The 18096-nt window shown below is 68.5% G+C and carries 14 protein-coding genes and 2 tRNA genes; 12 read left to right on the top strand and 4 right to left on the bottom strand.

What is annotated here, in order from left to right:
- Positions 1-204 precede the first annotated feature (204 nt).
- From QFZ52_RS10515 to QFZ52_RS10500, 4 genes are all read left to right on the top strand, one after another.
- Positions 205-3192 carry a UPF0182 family membrane protein gene (locus QFZ52_RS10515; RefSeq protein ID WP_307497564.1) on the top strand — a complete coding sequence of 996 codons (2988 nt, stop codon included), beginning with the start codon at positions 205-207 and terminating at the stop codon, positions 3190-3192.
- A gap of 102 nt (positions 3193-3294) precedes the next feature.
- Positions 3295-3368: transfer RNA gene (locus QFZ52_RS10510), tRNA-Met, on the top strand.
- Positions 3369-3517: 149 nt separating this feature from the next.
- A tRNA-Met gene (locus QFZ52_RS10505) sits at positions 3518-3591 on the top strand.
- Positions 3592-3760: 169 nt separating this feature from the next.
- Complete coding sequence (locus tag QFZ52_RS10500) at positions 3761-4294, top strand: GNAT family N-acetyltransferase (protein ID WP_307497563.1); 534 nt, start codon at positions 3761-3763, stop codon at positions 4292-4294.
- A gap of 123 nt (positions 4295-4417) precedes the next feature.
- Here the strand turns inward: QFZ52_RS10500 and QFZ52_RS10495 are convergent, their stop codons facing one another.
- Together QFZ52_RS10495 and QFZ52_RS10490 are read right to left on the bottom strand one after the other, a co-directional pair.
- Complete coding sequence (locus QFZ52_RS10495; RefSeq protein WP_307497562.1) at positions 4418-5227, bottom strand: PspA/IM30 family protein; 810 nt, start codon at positions 5225-5227, stop codon at positions 4418-4420.
- 117 nt (positions 5228-5344) lie between these two features.
- Positions 5345-7366 carry a TPM domain-containing protein gene (locus QFZ52_RS10490; RefSeq protein WP_307497561.1) on the bottom strand — a complete coding sequence of 674 codons (2022 nt, stop codon included), beginning with the start codon at positions 7364-7366 and terminating at the stop codon, positions 5345-5347.
- Positions 7367-7650: 284 nt separating this feature from the next.
- Here QFZ52_RS10490 and QFZ52_RS10485 point away from each other — a divergent pair, with 284 nt between their 5' ends.
- From QFZ52_RS10485 to QFZ52_RS10460, 6 genes are all read left to right on the top strand, one after another.
- Entirely contained in the window at positions 7651-9264 is a 1614-nt protein-coding gene (locus QFZ52_RS10485) for a S1C family serine protease (protein ID WP_307497559.1), read from the top strand.
- 218 nt (positions 9265-9482) lie between these two features.
- Positions 9483-10283: an electron transfer flavoprotein subunit beta/FixA family protein gene (locus tag QFZ52_RS10480; protein ID WP_307497558.1), complete on the top strand. Its 801-nt coding sequence runs from the start codon at positions 9483-9485 to the stop codon at positions 10281-10283.
- An 18-nt stretch (positions 10284-10301) separates the two neighbouring features.
- Positions 10302-11240, top strand: a complete 939-nt coding sequence (locus tag QFZ52_RS10475) for an electron transfer flavoprotein subunit alpha/FixB family protein (RefSeq protein WP_307497557.1) — start codon at positions 10302-10304, stop codon at positions 11238-11240.
- 5 nt (positions 11241-11245) lie between these two features.
- The gene (locus QFZ52_RS10470; protein WP_307497556.1) at positions 11246-12007 is read left to right on the top strand and encodes a PIG-L deacetylase family protein; all 762 of its coding nucleotides are present in this window, start codon (positions 11246-11248) and stop codon (positions 12005-12007) included.
- Between the two features lie 102 nt (positions 12008-12109).
- The gene (locus tag QFZ52_RS10465; protein ID WP_278266874.1) at positions 12110-12655 is read left to right on the top strand and encodes a gluconokinase; all 546 of its coding nucleotides are present in this window, start codon (positions 12110-12112) and stop codon (positions 12653-12655) included.
- Positions 12652-14034: a GntT/GntP/DsdX family permease gene (locus QFZ52_RS10460; RefSeq protein ID WP_307497555.1), complete on the top strand. Its 1383-nt coding sequence runs from the start codon at positions 12652-12654 to the stop codon at positions 14032-14034. Before QFZ52_RS10465 ends, QFZ52_RS10460 begins: the two co-directional genes overlap by 4 nt.
- Positions 14035-14190: 156 nt before the next feature.
- Here QFZ52_RS10460 and QFZ52_RS10455 read toward each other — a convergent pair whose 3' ends face one another.
- Together QFZ52_RS10455 and QFZ52_RS10450 are read right to left on the bottom strand one after the other, a co-directional pair.
- Positions 14191-14658, bottom strand: coding sequence for a tRNA (cytidine(34)-2'-O)-methyltransferase (locus QFZ52_RS10455; protein WP_307497554.1), 468 nt, complete (start codon positions 14656-14658; stop codon positions 14191-14193).
- A gap of 49 nt (positions 14659-14707) precedes the next feature.
- Complete coding sequence (locus QFZ52_RS10450) at positions 14708-15661, bottom strand: J domain-containing protein (RefSeq protein WP_307497553.1); 954 nt, start codon at positions 15659-15661, stop codon at positions 14708-14710.
- 125 nt (positions 15662-15786) lie between these two features.
- Between QFZ52_RS10450 and QFZ52_RS10445 the strand changes: the two genes are divergently transcribed.
- Together QFZ52_RS10445 and QFZ52_RS10440 are read left to right on the top strand one after the other, a co-directional pair.
- Positions 15787-16716, top strand: a complete 930-nt coding sequence (locus QFZ52_RS10445) for a diacylglycerol/lipid kinase family protein (RefSeq protein WP_307497552.1) — start codon at positions 15787-15789, stop codon at positions 16714-16716.
- Positions 16717-16760: 44 nt separating this feature from the next.
- Positions 16761-17984: a cysteine desulfurase family protein gene (locus QFZ52_RS10440; RefSeq protein WP_307497551.1), complete on the top strand. Its 1224-nt coding sequence runs from the start codon at positions 16761-16763 to the stop codon at positions 17982-17984.
- Positions 17985-18096: the final 112 nt, after the last annotated feature.

Here is an 18096-nt window from a genome sequence, read left to right as displayed (position 1 = left end):
GTCCTGCCCTGCTCGAGGCGTCGTGCCACGTCATCCGGCCGGTTGCGCGGGAACGGCCCGGGCAGGCGCGGGGCGGGGGAGTTAGGCTGAAGGCGGGGAACCTCACGGCCGATCCGTTCGTGGAACAGGTGTGACGGGTCCCCCGTCCATCACCGCAGCGAAACTTCCATCGAGGTACTGAGCGTGTCAGGAACACCCCATCCCATGTCAGCCCCCGGGCCCCGCAGGCGACGCGGAGCCTTCGTGCCAACACTCATCGTGGTGGCCGCACTCGTGGCCGGCTTCGTCTTCTTCGCCAATGTCTGGACAGATGTCCTCTGGTACCAGCAGCTCGGGTTCATCGGGGTTTTCGTGACCCAGAATCTGGCGCGGATCGGAGTCTTCCTGGCCGTGTTCCTGCTCATGGGACTGGCCGTCTACTTCTCCATCCGGGTGGCCTACCGGGCCCGCCCGGTGTACGCGCCTGACCAGGCCGCCCAGGACAATCTGGGCCGCTACCAGGCCCAGCTGGAACCGGTGCGCCGGGCCGTGATGATCGGCCTTCCGGCGGTCCTCGGGCTCTTCGCCGGCACTGCTGCGATGGGTCAGTGGCCCAAGGTCCTGCTCTTCTTCAATCAGGAGTCCTTCGGTCAGACCGACCCCCAGTTCAACCTGGACCTGGGCTTCTACGTCTTCTCGCTGCCGTTCCTCGGCTTCCTGCTGTCCCTGCTGATGAGCATCGTCGCCGTGGCAGGACTCGCGGGTCTGCTGACCCACTACCTCTACGGCGCGATCCGGATCCAGCCGCGCGGCGTGTTCTTCAGCCACGCCGCACGTCTGCAGCTCGGCATCACGATCGCCGTCTTCCTCCTCCTGCTGGCCGCGAACTACTGGCTCGGCCGCTACACCACCGTGCAGAACCCGAACGTCGGCCGCTGGGCCGGTGCCCTGTACACCGATGTGAACGCCGTGGTGCCCACCCGGTCGATCCTGGCTGTCGCCGCTGCGATCGTGGCCGTGCTGTTCATCGTGGCCGCGATCATCGGCAAATGGCGTCTGCCGGTCATCGGCACCGCCATGCTCATCATCACCTCGCTGCTCGCGGGCGGCCTCTACCCGTGGGTCATCCAGCAGTTCCAGGTGCGTCCGTCGGAGCAGACCCTGGAGAAGGAGTTCATCCAGCGGAACATCGACGCTACCCGCGCGGCTTATGGCCTCGACAAGATCAAGGTCAACGAGTACAAAGCCACCACCACCGCGGCTCAGGGCGCGCTCCGGAATGACGCGGAGACCGCGGCGAGCATTCGTCTGTTGGACCCGAACCTGGTCTCGGCGTCGTTCGGTCAGCTCGAGCAGTACCGCCCGTACTACCAGTTCCCGAGCACCCTCAACGTGGACCGTTACAAGATCAACGGCAAGGTCCAGGACACCGTGATCGCCTTGCGCGAGCTGAACCCGGACGGGCTGAATGCCGACCAGCAGTCCTGGTACAACAAGCACATCGTCTACACGCACGGCTACGGCGTCGTGGCGGCCAAGGGCAACAAGTTCACCTCGGACGGCAAGCCGGACTTCCTGCAGTCGGGGATCCCGAGCACCGGCGTGTTCGGTGACGACAGCAAGTACCAGCCTCGGATCTACTTCGGCGAGAATTCGCCCGAGTACTCGATCGTGGGCGCCCCTCAGGGTGCCCCTCACCGGGAGCAGGACCGGCCGGCCAGCAAGGACGGCGGCGAAACCCAGTACACCTTCACCGGCAATGGCGGCCCGAACGTGGGCAATCCGCTCAACAAGCTGCTGTACGCCATCAAGTTCCAGTCCTCGGACCTGCTGCTCTCCGACGGCGTGAACGCCGACTCGCAGATCCTCTACGACCGGAACCCGCGTGACCGCGTCGAGAAGGTGGCTCCGTACCTCACCATCGACGGCAACGCCTATCCCGCCGTGGTGGACGGCCGGGTGAAGTGGATCGTCGACGGCTACACCACCAGCAGCGATCTGCCGTATTCGCAGTCGCAGCAGCTGGACTCCGCGACCCGTGATTCCCAGACCGCGGCGGGCCGGCTCGCGGCACTCCCCGGTGAGTCGGTGAACTACATCCGCAACTCGGTCAAGGCCACGGTGGACGCCTATGACGGTTCCGTCTCCCTGTACGCGTGGGACGATCAGGACCCGATCCTCAAGGCGTGGCAGAAGGTCTTCCCCACCACGGTGAAGCCGCTGTCCGAGATGTCCGGCGACCTGATCAGCCACGTCCGGTACCCCGAAGACCTCTTCAAGGTGCAGCGTGAGCTGCTGGGCCGCTACCACGTGACCGACGCCGACGGGTTCTACAAGAACAACGACGCGTGGAGCGTGCCGAACGACCCGACGATCAAGGGCAACGACGTCGCGCCTGTGAAGCAGCCGCCGTACTACATGTCGATGCAGATGCCGGGTGAGTCCAGCACGGCCTTCCGCCTCACGAGCACCTTCATCCCGCAGACCGTGGGTGGCAACGCCCGCAACGTGCTCTACGGCTTCCTGGCCGCCAATGGCGATGCCGGGGACAAGGCGGGTGTGAAGGATCCCAAGTATGGCGAGCTCGAGCTCCTCAGGCTGCCCACCGACACGCTGGTCCCGGGTCCGGGGCAGGCGCAGAACAAGTTCGACTCGGACCCGAACGTCTCCCGCGAACTGAACCTGCTGCGGCAGGGCGCCTCCTCCGTGGTGAGCGGCAACCTGCTCACGGTGCCGATGGGCGGCGGTCTGCTCTACGTGCAGCCGGTCTACCTGAAGTCCACCGGCAGCACGGCGTACCCCACGCTGCAGCGCGTGCTGGTGGCGTTCGGTGACCAGGTCGGCTTCGCTCCGACGCTGGATGCGGCGCTCGATCAGCTGTTCGGCGGCAACTCGGGAACCAAGGCCGGTGACGCCGCCAACAACAACGGCAGCTCCGGTGGCACCGGCTCCGGCTCGGCCTCGGGCAACACCGGAGGCAACGGCGGCGGCACTGCTCCCGCGCCGGGGCTGAAGGCGGCGCTGGACGACGCGAAGAAGGCGATCGACGCCGGCCAGGCCGCCCTGAAGAACGGCGACTTCGCGACCTACGGCGAGCAGCAGAAGAAGCTGCAGGACGCGCTGAACCGGGCTCTGGCCGCCGAGGGCGCTCAGGGTGCGGCGACGCCCAGCCCGTCGCCGTCGTCGAGCCCTTCGCCGAGCACGGGGAAGTAGCCCGAAAGCCCGCCCCGCGTCGCGTATCGCGGCAGGTGAGGCGCTGATCACGTCACCTCGATTTGGTCTGCGGTTCATCAGCCGGTAGAGTAGTTCTTGCGACGCGGGGTGGAGCAGTTCGGTAGCTCGCTGGGCTCATAACCCAGAGGTCACAGGTTCAAATCCTGTCCCCGCAACTGGCAGAAGGCCGGAACCATTGGTTCCGGCCTTCTTGTTTTCCCGGTGCATGCAGCACTGCATTTTCCGACGTCCGGCACCATGAGGCGGAGATCACGCGGCCTCGAATTGGTGCGACAGGGCTGAGCGGGTAACGTTGACGGTACGACGCGGGGTGGAGCAGTTCGGTAGCTCGCTGGGCTCATAACCCAGAGGTCACAGGTTCAAATCCTGTCCCCGCAACTCGCGAGGGCCGGAACCAATGGTTCCGGCCCTTTTTCATGCCCTGGCACTGGTTGACCTTGCAGTTTCTCGGGAGTTCGGGCGGGGGAACCCCAAGAAAGTGCAAGCTCGACCCCTTCGGGTGGCCTGTCCGCTTGCCGTCCGGCCCGGCGGCGACGAGGATGAGCTGATGACCTCCTTGCGCCCCCTCACTCTGCGCCCGATCACTCTGAACGATGCCGCCGCCGTCGCGACCCTACTGCAGGAGAGCCGCAAGCACCTGGCGCCGTGGGAGCCCGTGCGGCCCGAGTTCTTCTTCACGGAGGAAGGGCAACGCCTGGAGATCCGCGGCGCGCTGGAGGCGCTGGCGCAGGGGAGCCGGGCGCCCTTCGTCATCCTGGACGACGACGGCGCCGTGGCCGGCCGGCTGAACATCAACAACATCGTGCGGGGCGCCTTCGAGTCGGGCAGCCTGGGCTACTGGGTCGCCGCCGGGCGCACGGGCCGTGGCCTGGCCGGAAGGGCCGTCGGAGAGGCTGTCGAGCACGGTTTCCGCCAGCTGGGGCTCCACCGGCTGGAGGCGGGCACACTGCTCCACAACGCGGCATCACAGCGTGTTCTGCTCAAGAACGGCTTCACGGAATTCGGGACGGCACCGCGGTACCTCAAGATCGAGGGCCGCTGGCAGGACCACCGGCTGTTCCAGCGCCTCAACGAGGGCTGACGCCCGGGCGCCGACGACGCCGGCGGTCGACCGCCGGCGTCGAGAACGAACAGAAGAGCCCCCGGACCACGAAGGTCCGGGGGCTCTTTTCCGAAGGGCACACCCTTCAGGAGCGACTGAGGCTCAGAGGCGGTCGAAGTCCTCTTCGTTGACGGTGCCCGCGCCCGCCAGCGGCTTGGCGGCCGCAGGCGCGGCCGGGGCGCCGGAGATCGCGGCCGGGCTGCCGCCGGACTTCAGAGCGGCCAGGCGGGCCTCGATCTCGGTCTGCTCGCCGAGGTCCTCAAGCTGGTTGAACTGGGCGTCCAGGCTGGACGCAGCGAGCTCCTGCTGACCGAGGACCTTGGCCTCCTCGCGGCGGATCTTCTGCTCGAAGCGGCCGACCTCGCTGGTGGGATCCATGATGTCGATGCTGCGGAGCGCGTCGTTGACCTGGGTCTGAGCCTGAGCGGTCTTGGCGCGTGCCACGAGCTCGTTGCGCTTGGAGGTCAGCTCGTTGAGCTTGCCGCGCATCTGGTCCAGGCCGGTCTTGAGGCGGTCCACCACCTCCGTCTGGGCTGCGATGTTCGGCTCGGCCGCACGGGCCTCGCTCTCGGAGGTCATCTGACGCTGGATGGCGACCTTGGCGAGATTGTCGAACTTCTGGGCGTCGGCGGCATTGCCGGCGGTGCGGTACTCGTCAGCCTTGCGCGAGGCCGCGAGGGCCTTGTTGCCCCAGTCCTGGGCGTTGCGGACGTCTTCGGCGTGGTCCTGCTCCAGCATGCGCAGGTTGCCGATCGTCTGCGCCACGGCCGACTCGGCCTCCGCGATGTTGTTGGTGTAGTCGCGGACCATCTGGTCCAGCATCTTCTGCGGGTCTTCGGCGGAATCGAGCAGCGCGTTGATGTTCGCCTTGGCCAGCTGCGCGATGCGACCGAAAATGGACTGCTTTGCCATGGTGTTACCTTTCGTGTGGCCCGTGATGCCGAAGGCGGCCGCCGCCGGCGTGGTCATGGACGCGTGGGTGATGTGTGTCTGAAAGTGTCTGAAATCGTAGGGTCTGGTCGGACGGGGTCAGAAGCTGGAATCGCCGCCTGAGTCGCCGCCCCAGCCCCCGCCGGAATCGCCTCCACCCCAGCCTCCGCCGGAGTCGCCTCCGCCGAAGCCTCCGCCCCAGCCCCCGCCGGAGTCGTGGTGGTTTCCGCTGTTGAGGATGGAGTTGATCAGGAGGCCGCCGAGGATCGCGCCTCCCAGTCCGTTGCCGTTGCCTCCACCGAACATGCCACCGCCGCCGTAGCCGCGCTGGTTCATGCCGAACTGGTCGACATCGGACTGGGCCAGCTGGGCGGCCTGTCCGGCCAGGGCGTTGGCCTGGTTGGCGTAGTTGAGGGCCTGCACCGGATCGCTCTGGGAGATGGAGATCGCGTAGTCGAGATTGCGCTGGGCCTCCGCGAGACGGGTGCGCGCCTCGGTCCCCACGCCGCCGCGCCGTGCCGCGACGTAGTCGCTCGTGGCGCTGATCTGGGACTGGGCCGTGACGATGCTCTGCTGCAGCGACGCACGCGCCCGCTGAGCCTGCTCCTGCTGGTCCCGCACACCCGTGAGCACCTGGTCCAGGGCGGCGGTGGAGTTCGACAGGGCCTGCAGATCCGCGACGGGATCGAGGTGGCCGTCCTGGTAGCGGGCCTTGATTCCGGCCAGTGCGGCCTCCACGCCCGCCACGGGCCCGTTCAGTTCAGGGTGCTGACCGGTCTGGGCGTAGGCCTTCGCCTGGGCCAGGTCCTGTGCGGCCTGGGAGACCGCCGCCTCCAGCGAGGTCTTGGCCTGCGCCAGGTTCTGGTCAACGGAGGAGATCGCCTCGACGAGCTTCTGCGCCTGACCGAGGGACCCTTCCGCAGCGCGGACCGCGACGGCGGCCTGACCGCCGTCGCCGGCCTGCAGACGTTGCTCGGCGGTGCTCACGGCGTTACCGACGAAGTCGAGACGCTCCCGTGCCTGCGCGATGTTGTCCTGGACCTGCGCGAGGGCCGTCGGGGCGTAGCCCTGGCGGAGACCCTCGAGCTTCTGCTCGGCAGCCTGGATGGCCTGGGTGGCCGCGCCGGCGTCGGACTTGATCCGGACCACGGCTTGCGGTGCGTTCTTCTCCAGCTCACGCAGGGAGTCGAAGGAGGCCTGCTGATCCTTGAGGGAGGCGATCGCCGCCTCCGAGTAGCCGATGATCTGCGTCAGCCAGGTGCGCTGCTGCTCCGGGGTGTCCGGGATGTGGTCATCCAGCTGCTGCTGGAACTTGAAGGACTCGCTGAGCTGGGCCTTGGCCTGCTGCACCGCCGCGGCGAAGTCCTTCACCGCGTCCGGGCCGAACTGCGCCTCCGCGAAGCCGAGTTCTTGCTCGCTCGTCTTGATGGCGTCGTCGGCTGCGATCAGGAGGGGGCCGCTCTCGGCCCGCAGCTGCTCGATGCTCATCCGGGCCAGACGGTCCTGCTCGGTGGGCGCGTTCTCGATGCCGGCGGCCTGCGCGGCCTGACGACGGCGGCGGACCAGCCAGAAGGCGCCCGCGCCGCCGACGACCACCACGGCGCCGCCGACGAGGAACGGCGTGGCGCCGGGGCCGGAGAGCTCCTTGTCCGTCTGCTCGGCCACGGCGACCGCAGCCGCGGTGAAGTCCAGCTTGCCCTGGGCGAGCTGGGCGGTGGCGGCGTCGCTGATCTTGCCGCGCTGATCATTGCTGATGGGGCTCTTCGGGCCACGGGTCAGATTGGCCTTGCCTTCGGAAGAGGCCACCACGTACAGCAGGTCCTTGGAACCGAAGCTCTTCTTCTTGGCCACGGCGTTGGCCCAGTCGGTCGGGGCCGAAGGGTTCGTGAAGGTGTCCACCACCACGACGTAGAGGTTGATCTTCTGGTCCTTGTACAGCTTGCTGATGGCGGACTGCACTTTGCCCTGGTCCAGCTTGTTGCCGGGGTCCACGATGTTCTGCCCCGGACCGATGGTCACGGGGTCGGCCGCCTGCGCGGCGGTGGTGCCGAGGAGAAGTGTGGCCGAGAGGCCCAGCCCCACGGCGAGAATCGTCCTGGCCTGTTTCAACAGGGTGCGCATCCGCTACCTTTCAGCAGTCACGGGACCCGCTGAGGTAGTCGGACCCGCTGCCATGAACGTCCCCCAGCCGTACTGCTCAGCCGTTGGCCGCTGTGGCATTTCCTTGATTCTAGGCATGCCCCGAAAGGGGCGTCCATCAGTGGAACTCCGCCCATGGCGAAAAGGTTCCCCAGCCGGTCGTATGCCGCGTCTAGGCTTTCAGCAAACAGTCAGCCAGTGCTTTCAGTCCGCTCAGACTCCTTATGGATAGTGGAAGCCGGAAGACGAATCTGAAAGGCAGAACGATGACGGAGAACCCCAGCAACGAGCACGGCGGCGCGGCCTCCCACGAGCCCCGCCCACAGGAGCACCCGACCATGCCTCTCGAGCACGCCACGGAGCCCACGCAGGCACTCCCGAGTCACCCGTCCGCCCCGGGGTCTCCTTCTCAGGACCAGGTGCAGAAGCCGCAGGCCCACCAGGCTCCGTACCAGCAGGGCGGATATCAGCAGCCCCAGCCGCAGCAACCGCCTCAGCCGGGCTACGCGCCGGGTGCGCCGGCCGCGCCGGCCATGGCGGGCGCCCCGGCGTCGCAGCACGGCGGCACGCACGACGGCGCCGGTCCCCAGTTCTACGGCCAGCAGAGCGGCTACCCGCAGCAGCAGGCGGCCCCGGCTCAGCCGTACGCCACGCAGGGAACCCAGCCGAAGACATCGCGGAAGATCGGCGTCGGCACGCTCGTGGCGGCCGTGCTCGCGGCAGGACTGGTCGGCGGCGCCGTCGGCGTCGGTGGCAACTCCCTGCTCAACGCCGGTCAGCCGGCCGCGGCGACCCAGTCCAACAGCAGCGGACAGGGCGGGATCGTCATCAACAACAAGGACAGCGTCACCGCGGTCACGGCCGCGGCGGCCAAGGCGGCCCCGAGCGTCGTGACCATCGCCGCCAGCGGCGGGAACTCCTCGGGCACGGGATCGGGCATCGTCCTCGACGATCAGGGCCACATCCTCACCAATACCCACGTCGTGACGCTGGACGGCGCCGTCTCCAAGCCCACGGTGGAGGTCCGCACGAGCGGCGGCAAGGTCCTCAAAGCCACCGTGGTCGGGACGGATCCGCTTTCCGACCTCGCGGTCATCAAGGTCGACCCCTCCGGACTGGTTCCCGCCACCCTGGGGGACTCCGGCAAGCTGAACGTCGGTGACACGGCGGTGGCCATCGGCTCGCCGCTCGGCCTCACCAACACGGTGACGGACGGCATCGTCTCCACCCTGAACCGCACGATCTCGGTGCAGTCCTCGGCTGCGCCCTCGGACGGCAGTGACTCCGGCAAGGACGACGGCGGCTACAACTTCGCCCCGCCGTTCGGCCAGAACAAGTCCTCGTCCTCCGGCGGCTCGGTGTACCTCAACGTCATCCAGACGGACGCCGCCATCAACCCCGGCAACTCGGGCGGCGCCCTCGTCAACGGCAAGGGTGAGGTGGTCGGCGTCAACGTCGCCATCGCGACGGCGGGCAGCGGTTCCAGCGACGGCAGCGGCAGCACCGGCAACATCGGCGTCGGCTTCAGCATCCCGATCAATTACGCCAAGCGGATCGCCCAGGACATCATCAAGGACGGCAAGGCGACGCACGGTCAGTTCGGCACCACGGTGCAGAGCCAGTCCGCCGGCTCCAGCGACTCCTCGGCGTTCTCCGTGGGCGGCCTCGTCATGAGTGTCGTGCCGGGTTCCGCGGCTGACAAGGCCGGGATCCGGAAGGGCGATGTGATCACGCAGTTCGCCGGGTACACCATCTCCGACGCCAAGGAGCTGACCGCGGCGGTCCGCGAGCAGCCCGCCGGCGGCAAGGCCACGGTGACCGTGCTGCGGAACGGTCAGAGCAAGCAGATCGAGGTGACCCTGGACGCCGCCAAGCAGTAGGCGTCAGGCTCCGTCCTCGCAGTGAGGCCGGGCGCTGCGGCCGGTCGTGGTGACGCACCGTGACCGGCGGCAGGACCCGGCCTCCGTCGTGTGGCAAGCTAGGAGTTGCAGCCGTCCGTCCGCATCGTCGCGGGCAGATGCGGCTGTCCGCCCCGCGCGGTGATTCCCGTCAGCCAGGGCCTGAACCGAGGCCTGCGTGAGAACACTATGGGAGAACCATGAAGATCGTGGTCTTGGTCAAGCACGTCCCGGACGCTCAATTCGAGCGCCATCTGTCCGGTCCGGGTCACACCGTCGACCGTTCGGAGAGCATCCTTTCCGAGCTCGATGAGTACGCTCTGGAAGCGGCTCTGCAGATCAGCGAGGCGAACGGTGGTGAGAAGGGCGGCAACACCGTGATCGCCCTGACCATGGGCGCCGACGGCGCGTCCAACTCCATCAAGAAGTCCCTGCAGATCGGCGCATCCGAGGGCTATCACCTGAGCGATCCGGCCCTGGCCGGTTCGGATGCGGCGGCCACGTCCCTCGCCCTCGCGGCGGCGATCCAGCGCATCGCCCAGGACGGTCCCGTGGACCTCGTGATCGGTGGCATGGCCTCCACGGACGGCGAGACTTCGCTGGTCCCCGCACAGCTGGCCGAGCGCCTCGGCTGGGCCTATGTGGGCCACGCCAAGTCCCTCGACGTGAACGGCGCAACGGTCGCCGCGTCCCGCGAGGTGGACGGCTTCGCCGAGACCCTCGAAGCCTCCCTGCCGGCCGTGGTGTCGGTGACGGATCAGATCAACGAGCCCCGGTACCCGAACTTCAAGGGCATCATCGCGGCCAAGCGCAAGAAGACCCACCCCCTGGCGCTGGGCGACCTGGGCCTCGGGGCGGCGTCGGTCGGCGCCGCGGGATCGCTCACGGTCCTGGAGGACGCGCAGGAGCGTCCGGCCCGCACCCAGGGCACCATCATCACGGACGAGGGCGACGCCGGCATCAAGCTGGTCGAGTTCCTGGCCGCCGAGAAGCTGATCTAGCGTTACCAGGAGCGAACCATGGCACATGTCCTTGCAGTCATCACCAGCCCCGATGGCGCCCTCAAGAAGAACCAGCGCGAACTGCTCACCCTGGGCCGCGGCCTGGGTGACGTGTCCGTCGCCCTGATCGGCGACGACGCCGCAGCCACCGAAGCCGCGAGCTACGGCGCCGAGGTCACTTACACAGCCCCTGCCGCCGTGAGCACGCTCGGCGGCTCCGCGCGGGCCGCCTTCGTCGCGGAAGCGGTGTCGCGCTCCGGCGCCGACGTCGTCCTGCTCGAGAACGGCGTCGCGGCCAAGGAGCTCGCGGCGAGCCTCGGCGTGAAGCTGAATGCCGGCGTCGTGACCGATGTGGTGTCCCTGAGCGGCGACGGCGCGGCCACCAAGTCCGTCCTGGCCGGGTCCTACACCACGGTGGCCCGCGCCCGCACCGCCGTGGCCGTCTACACCGTGAAGGCCCACGCGGTGGAGCCGTCCGAGGCTCCGGTCGAAGGCCGGACCGAGGCGATCGACCTTCCGGAGTCCGCCTTCGGCGCGGCGGCCCGCATCACGTCCCGTGAAGCGAAGCCCGCCACGGGCCGTCCGGACCTGGCCGACGCGCGGATCGTCGTGGCCGGCGGCCGCGGCGTGGACGGCGACTTCGGCCCCGTCGAGGAACTCGCCGACCTGCTCGGCGCCGCCGTGGGCGCGTCGCGCGTCGCCACCGACAACGGCTGGATCGGCCACGATTCGCAGGTCGGCCAGACCGGCGTCGTCGTATCCCCGCAGCTGTACATCTCCGCCGGCATCTCCGGCGCGATCCAGCAGAAGGCCGGCATGCAGACGGCGCAGGTGATCGTCGCGATCAACACCGACGAGGACGCGCCCGTCTTCGAGATCGCCGACTTCGGCATCGTGGGCGACCTGTTCACCGTGCTGCCGCAGGCCAGCGAAGAGATCCGGCGCCGGAGGGGCTGAACCACGTGAGCATCACTCATCACCCGTCCGCTTTCACCCCGCGTGAGGGCGGGCGGGTGCTCTGTTTTACCGCCCACCCGGACGACGTGGACTTCGGCGCAGCCGGCACCATCGCCGCCTGGACCGCCGCAGGGGTGGAGGTGATCTACTGCGTCATGACCGACGGCGACGCCGGCGGCTTCGAAGCCGAGGAGGACATCGCGTCCCGCCGGGTGGAGGAGCAGCGCCGTGCGGCCGCCTTGGTGGGCGTGGAGACGGTCCACTATCTGCACGAACGGGACGGGTATCTCGAGCCGAACCATGAGGTCATCAGCCAGGTGGTCGCGCTGATCCGGCAGTACCGGCCGGACGTGGTTTTGACCATGCACCCGGAGCGCAACTGGGAGCGTCTGCAGAAGAGCCACCCGGATCATCTGGCGGCGGGGGAGATCGTGACCCGCGCGGTGTACCCCGCGGCCGAGAACCCGTTCGCGTACCCCCAGCTGGAGGAGCGCGGTCTGCGCGCGTACAAGGTCCCGCAGCTCTGGTTCATGGCGGCGCCGCAGGAGCGGGAGAACCACTTCGTGGACGTCGCCGGGACCGTGGACGCCAAGCTGGCCGCCATCCACATCCACGCTTCCCAGCACCCGGACCCGGAGGCCATGGATGCCCAGGTCAGGGCCCAGTTGCGGGAGAACGGCGCGCGGACCGATGCGGGGGAGGACGCTCTGGTCGAGTGCTTCCACGTGGTGTTCGTGAACGCGGAGTCGACGTTCGCCGGCTTCTAAAAATGTGATTTATTCCACAGCGCCATCTTGCGCGAGGAGTAGGCTGGGTCTACAGTTCTAGAGAAATTAAATAATACTTATTCCTCTGAAGGGCAGACCTCAATGGAGAAGACTGCAATCGAGCACCCGGTCCTCGTGATCATGGGTGTCTCGGGCTCCGGCAAGTCGACCGTGGGCGGATTCCTGGCCGGCGCGCTGGGGTGGGAACTCGCCGAAGGCGACGACTTCCACCCCGCGGCCAATGTGGCCAAGATGGCCTCCGGCCAGCCGCTCACCGATGAAGACCGGTGGCCGTGGCTCAACACCATCGCCGACTGGATCCGTAACCGGGACACCCTGGGTGAACCCGGCGTCGTGACGTGCTCGGCGCTCAAGAAGCGTTACCGGGACGTGCTCCGCGGCCCGAACGTCGTGTTCGTCTACCTGCACGGCGGCAAGGGACAGATCTCCGACCGCCTCCAGGCGCGTCACGGGCATTTCATGCCGCCGGAACTCCTGCAGTCCCAGTTCGAGGCTCTCGAAGAGCCCACTGAGGACGAGAACGTCCTCATCGTGGACATCGAGGGGACACCCGCAGAGGAAGCACACCGCATCATCCAAGGTCTCGGACTGAAGCCCACCCCGTATGGAGAGGCAGAAATCGCATGAACACGACGGCGTGGACAGGGCATGACACTCAGCTCATCATCGTGGCGCTTCTCGGCATCGCCGCGATCGTCCTCCTCATCACCAAACTCAAGGTCCACCCCTTCCTGGCGCTCGTGCTGGGATCGGCTTTCGTGGGCCTGGCCTCCGGGGTCGACTTCCCGAAGGTGATCTCCAACTTCGAAGACGGTGTGGGCGGCGTCCTCAAGGAGGTCGGCCTCCTGATCGCTCTCGGCGCCATGCTCGGCAAGCTCCTCGCGGACTCCGGCGGCGCCAACCGGGTGGTCGACACCTTGCTGGACAAGGCCAAGGGCAACAAGCTCGTCTGGATGATGACCCTCGTCGCGGTCATCATCGGCCTGCCCATGTTCTTCGAGATCGGCCTCGTGCTGCTGCTTCCCGTGATCGTGCTGGTCGCCCAGCGTTCCGGGCTCAAGCTCATGCGCGTCGCCATCCCCGCACTGGCCGGCCTGTCCGTGCTGCACGGCCTGGTCCCGCCGCACCCGGGTCCGCTCGTGGCCATCGCCGCGCTGAAGGCCGACCTCGGCCTCACCCTGATGTTCGGCCTCGCCGTCGCCGTGCCGACGGTCATCATCTGCGGTCCGCTGTTCTCCAAGCTCGCGGCCCGCTGGGTCCCGGTCGACGCCCCGGCCGTGGCCGGCGGCATCGACACCCAGTCCGGTCCCGACCTCAACGAGGTCAAGCGCGTGCCGAGCTTCGGCATCACGCTCTTCACGATCGTGTTCCCGGTCATCCTCATGCTCTTCAAGGCGATCGTGGACATCACGACGCCGGCCAAGGACCCGTCCAGTCTCCGGATCTTCGCCGACTTCATCGGTGAGCCTCTCGTGGCGATGACCCTGGCCGTCATCCTGGCCATGGTGACCTTCGGCTACGCGGTCGGCTTCAACGGCTCCACCATCACCTCCAAGCTCGGCGCGAGCCTCGGCCCGATCGCCGCGATCATCCTGATCGTCGGTGCGGGCGGCGGTTTCAAGCAGACGCTGATCGGCGCGGGCGTGGGCGACGCGGTGGCCAAGTGGGCGACCGGCGCCAACATCTCGGTGCTGGTGCTCGGCTTCCTCATCGCGGTGGCTCTGCGGCTCGCGACCGGATCCGCCACGGTGGCCACGGTCACCGCGGCAGGCATCGTGGCTCCGCTCGCCAGCGGACTCTCCCCGGCGCACGGAGCGCTCCTGGTCCTCGCGATCGGCGCGGGCTCGCTCTTCCTCTCGCACGTCAACGACGCCGGCTTCTGGCTCGTGAAGGAACTGTTCGGCCTCACCGTGGGTCAGACGTTCAAGACCTGGTCCGTGATGGAGACGCTGATCTCCGTGGTCGGCTTCGTCTGCGTCATGCTGCTCTCGTTCGTGGTCCCGTAACGCCACACTGACGACGACGGCGGGTGGTCACCTTCTCCGGGTGGCCACCCGCCGTCGTCGTTTAAACCGATCGACTGCTCCATACGATGCCATTCCAGGGTCCCGGAGGCCCGGAAACGGCATCGTATGGAGCAGTCGATCAGTGGGGAGCGGGGATCAGAGCTGGGCGCCCTGGAAGCCGTTCTGGCGCCAGGCCTCGAAGAGGACGATCGACGCCGAGTTCGCGAGGTTCAGCGAGCGGCGCGAAGGCAGCATGGGGATCCGGACCCGGGACGTCACGTGGGGGTCGTCCTTCACCTCGCGCGGCAGGCCCACCGACTCCGGGCCGAACATCAGCACGTCACCGGGGAGGTAGTCGACATCCGTGTAAGAGGTCTCGCCGTCGCTCGTGAACGCGAAGACGCGGCGGGGCTTGAGAGCCTCCCACGCCGCCTCGAGGGTGGGGTGGATCGTCACGACGGCGAGGTCGTGGTAATCGAGGCCGGCGCGGCGCAGTTTGGCGTCGTCGAAGTCGAATCCGAGAGGTTCCACGAGGTGGAGCTCCGCCCCGGAGATGGCGGCCAGACGAATGGCGTTGCCGGTATTGCCAGGGATTTCGGGGGTGTAGAACAGGATGCGGAACACCCGATCATCCTATCCGGACGGAGGGGATGGCCTGCTCAGGACGGCCCGCTCAGTGCATCCCCCGGATGAGCCGTGCGAGGGACGGCACGTGCACCACGTTCGGCTGCGGCCCGCCGCCTAGGAACTCCCGCAACCCGCGGATGGTCCCCGCGGCGTTGCCCACCTCCACGCCTCCCGTGACGCCCGGCCTGCGGTCGATCACGGGTTCGTGCAGATTGTCCCCGGGACCCAGGACCATGGTCCACCCCGTGACGTGGAGCTCCGGGAAGAGGTCCTGGAGGTGGCGCACCGAGTGGGCGAGCAGCGGCGGCAGCACCGAGCGGCCGCCGTGCAGCAGGCTCTCCCCATCCCAGGCGTACGCGCCATGGGGGAGCACCATCGAATCGATCAGCGCCAGCCGGTACCCGGCGAGGATCGCGTGATCGATGTGGGTTCTGCCGTCCGGGGCCTTCAGGCCGTTGATCAGCCGTGCGGAGGGCTGCTGGGCCACCACGTGGCGCAGGAGAAGGTGCATCGTCCGCTGCTCGCGCCGGATGCGTGCCTCGGCCCCGAAGATGCCGCGCTTCCGGGGCAGCCCGTGCATCTGGAGCCGGGCGAGATCCTCGGGGAGCAGCGTCCCTGGAGCGTCGAGCGGGGGAGCGAAGACCGCGGGGTCGGAGGCCTTGGGCCGTGGACCGGAGGAACGTGTGGTGGCGTGCGAATCGGTGCCGGCCTCCCACGCCGTGGAGAATCCGTCCCGGGGCGGGGTGCCCCAGCCGCTCTGGCCGTTGGCCTGGCCCGCCCCGCGGCTCGAACCGTAGTTTGAGTCGTACCGGGCCCGGGACTGATCATCGACCAGGATCTCGTAGGCGAGGGTGACGGCACGGAAGCGTTCGGGATCCCCGCCGTGGTCCGGATGGGTCAGGCGGGCGGCCCTGCGGTAGGCGACCTTGATCTCCTGGGTGCTGGCCGTCATGGCCACGCCCAGAACCTGGTAGTGGTTCTCACCAGGTACTGCGGTCATCAGCACTGCCTTTCCTGTCCGACATTCCTGTCCGGCGTCCCATTCCACCGGGGCCATCCCGCGATCGCCGGGTGGTGGTGCAACGAATCGTTCGCCGGGCCGGTTCCTGGCGTGCACAATAAAGCGTGATCAATCGCCCGCGCCCCGTCAAACCACGGCCCCTGGACGGCGTGAGGCTGGCCGTCCTGGTCAACCCCTCGGCCGGCAGCCGGCAAGGGATGCTCCGGGCGGCCCGTGCCGTCGCGGTCCTGCAGGAGGCCGGCGCCTGGACGACGGTGCTGTCGGCCGCGGATCCGGATGCCCTCGCCGTGATGGCCGACGACGCCGCCTCCTCCGCGGACGCGCTCGTCGCCGTCGGCGGGGACGGCATGGTCCAGGCCGGCGCCGAGGCGGCCCTCCGGAGCGGGCTGCCGCTCGGCATCATCCCGGCCGGCACGGGGAACGACGCGGCCCGGGCCCTCGGAATTCCTCGCCGGGGTGACTCCGCGGTCCACCGGCTCATCGGCGTCTGGGCCTCGGGAGGCAGGGCCGTGGACGTGGCCCGCGTGGACCTGCCGGACGGAGCCGTGCGGCACTACGTGACGGCGCTCGCGGCCGGCTTCGACGCCGTCGTGAACCGGCAGGCCAATGAGTGGACCCGCCCGCGGGGAACGCTGAGGTATGTGGGGGCCATCTTCCGCCGCATCGGGGGATTCCGCCCGCTGCACTACCGGTTGCGGGTGGACGGAGTAGCCGAGGAGACCGACGCCGTCATCCTCACGGTGGCGAACGGTTCGTCCTTCGGCGGAGGGCTGAGGATCGCTCCCCGGGCCGTGCCGGACGACGGGATGCTGGACCTGGTCACGGTCGCGCCGATCTCCCGTCTGCTCCTGGTGCTGATCTTCCCGCTCGCCTTCTTCGGCCTGCACGTGCTCCATCCGGCCGTGACGGTGCGCCGAGTGCGGGAGGTGCGTCTGGAATCCGGCGGTCCCGTGTGTCATGCCGACGGAGAAGCCCTCACCGCGCCGCCACTCACCGTCACGGTGCTGCCCGGGGCGCTGCGCGTGCTCGTCTGACGGGCGACGCCACGCGGTCGTCGCCGCGGACTTAAACTGGTGAGGTGCCTGTCTATCTCGACCATGCCGCCACCACCTCCCTGCATCCCGCCGCGCTCGCAGCCATGACGCGTGAGCTGACGCGCACCGGGAACCCGTCCTCGCTGCACGGCGCGGGACGCCGGGCCCGGAGCGCCGTTGAAGAGGCCCGCGAGGCCATCGCAGCGGCCGGTGGCGGGCATTCGTCCGAGGTGATCTTCACCTCGGGCGGCACCGAAGCCGACAATCTGGCGGTCAAGGGCCTCTTCTGGCAGCGCCGGGCGGAGGATTCCCGCCGGGTGCGCATCCTGTGCTCGACGATCGAGCACCACGCCGTCATGGACACGGTCGAGTGGCTGGAGCGTCACGAGGGCGCAGAGGTGATCTGGCTACCGGTGGATGGAGAGGGGCTCCTGGATCTGGGGGCCCTGGAGGCAGAACTCCGGCGGGACCCGGAGTCGATCGCGCTCGTCACCGTCATGTGGGCCAACAATGAAGTGGGGACCATCCAGCCGATCCGCCGGGTCGTGGAACTCGCGGAGACCGCCGGGGTCCCGGTGCACTCGGACGCCGTGCAGGCGTTCGGAGCGCTCCCGCTGGGATTCCGCGACTCCGGGCTGGCCGCCATGAGCGTCAGCGGCCACAAGATCGGGGGACCCGTGGGCGTGGGGGCCTTGTTCCTGCGCCGCGACGTGAAGCTCGTCCCCGTGCAGCACGGCGGGGGACAGGAACGCGACGTGCGTTCCGGCACGCTGGACACCGCTTCGATCGTGGGTTTCGCGGCGGCCGCGACCGCCTGCGCGGAGGCGCTGGAGGAGGAAGGCGCCAGGCTCTCCGCACTCCGCGACCGTCTCATCGAGGGCGTGCGGGCCGCGGTGCCCGAGGCCGTCCTCCGCGGTGCGCCGGGTCCGGGCCGCCTTCCGGCCAACGCGCATTTCACGTTCCCCGGCTGCGAAGGGGATTCGCTGCTCTTCCTGCTGGACATGTCCGGTGTCGAGAGCTCGACTGGTTCTGCGTGCACCGCGGGCGTTCCGCGACCGTCTCATGTGCTGCTGGCGATGGGGCTCGACGAGGAGACGGCGCGCGGCGCCCAGCGTTTCAGCCTGGGTCACACGACGACGGACGCCGACGTCGACGCCCTGCTCAAGGCCCTGCCCGGCGCGTTCGCCCAGGCCCGCAAGGCGGGCATGGCGGGCCATGAGTCGAGCATCCAGACGGCCGCGACCGTCGCGCGGGGAAGCGGAGCCTGAGCGGTCGCGGGCTTTTCCGGGAATACCGCTCAGCCGTGGGCGTTAAGATGGAAGGACGCGCAGACCGCTTGCGGTGCGCGTCCTTCCACACCCCCTCCCCGAGAAACCTGAT

Source organism: Arthrobacter woluwensis, from assembly GCF_030816155.1.
Taxonomy (GTDB): Bacteria; Actinomycetota; Actinomycetes; order Actinomycetales; family Micrococcaceae; genus Arthrobacter_E; species Arthrobacter_E woluwensis_A.
This window is presented reverse-complemented; position numbering and strand designations above follow the sequence as displayed.

Coding starts and splice junctions, on each gene's coding strand:
- QFZ52_RS10450 (WP_307497553.1), bottom strand. CDS start 15,661: ATGACCGCAGTACCTGGTGAGAACCACTACCAGGTTCTGGGCGTGGCC.
- QFZ52_RS10480 (WP_307497558.1), top strand. CDS start 9,483: ATGAAGATCGTGGTCTTGGTCAAGCACGTCCCGGACGCTCAATTCGAG.
- QFZ52_RS10515 (WP_307497564.1), top strand. CDS start 205: ATGTCAGCCCCCGGGCCCCGCAGGCGACGCGGAGCCTTCGTGCCAACA.
- QFZ52_RS10460 (WP_307497555.1), top strand. CDS start 12,652: ATGAACACGACGGCGTGGACAGGGCATGACACTCAGCTCATCATCGTG.
- QFZ52_RS10475 (WP_307497557.1), top strand. CDS start 10,302: ATGGCACATGTCCTTGCAGTCATCACCAGCCCCGATGGCGCCCTCAAG.
- QFZ52_RS10485 (WP_307497559.1), top strand. CDS start 7,651: ATGACGGAGAACCCCAGCAACGAGCACGGCGGCGCGGCCTCCCACGAG.
- QFZ52_RS10495 (WP_307497562.1), bottom strand. CDS start 5,227: ATGGCAAAGCAGTCCATTTTCGGTCGCATCGCGCAGCTGGCCAAGGCG.
- QFZ52_RS10465 (WP_278266874.1), top strand. CDS start 12,110: ATGGAGAAGACTGCAATCGAGCACCCGGTCCTCGTGATCATGGGTGTC.
- QFZ52_RS10490 (WP_307497561.1), bottom strand. CDS start 7,366: ATGCGCACCCTGTTGAAACAGGCCAGGACGATTCTCGCCGTGGGGCTG.
- QFZ52_RS10500 (WP_307497563.1), top strand. CDS start 3,761: ATGACCTCCTTGCGCCCCCTCACTCTGCGCCCGATCACTCTGAACGAT.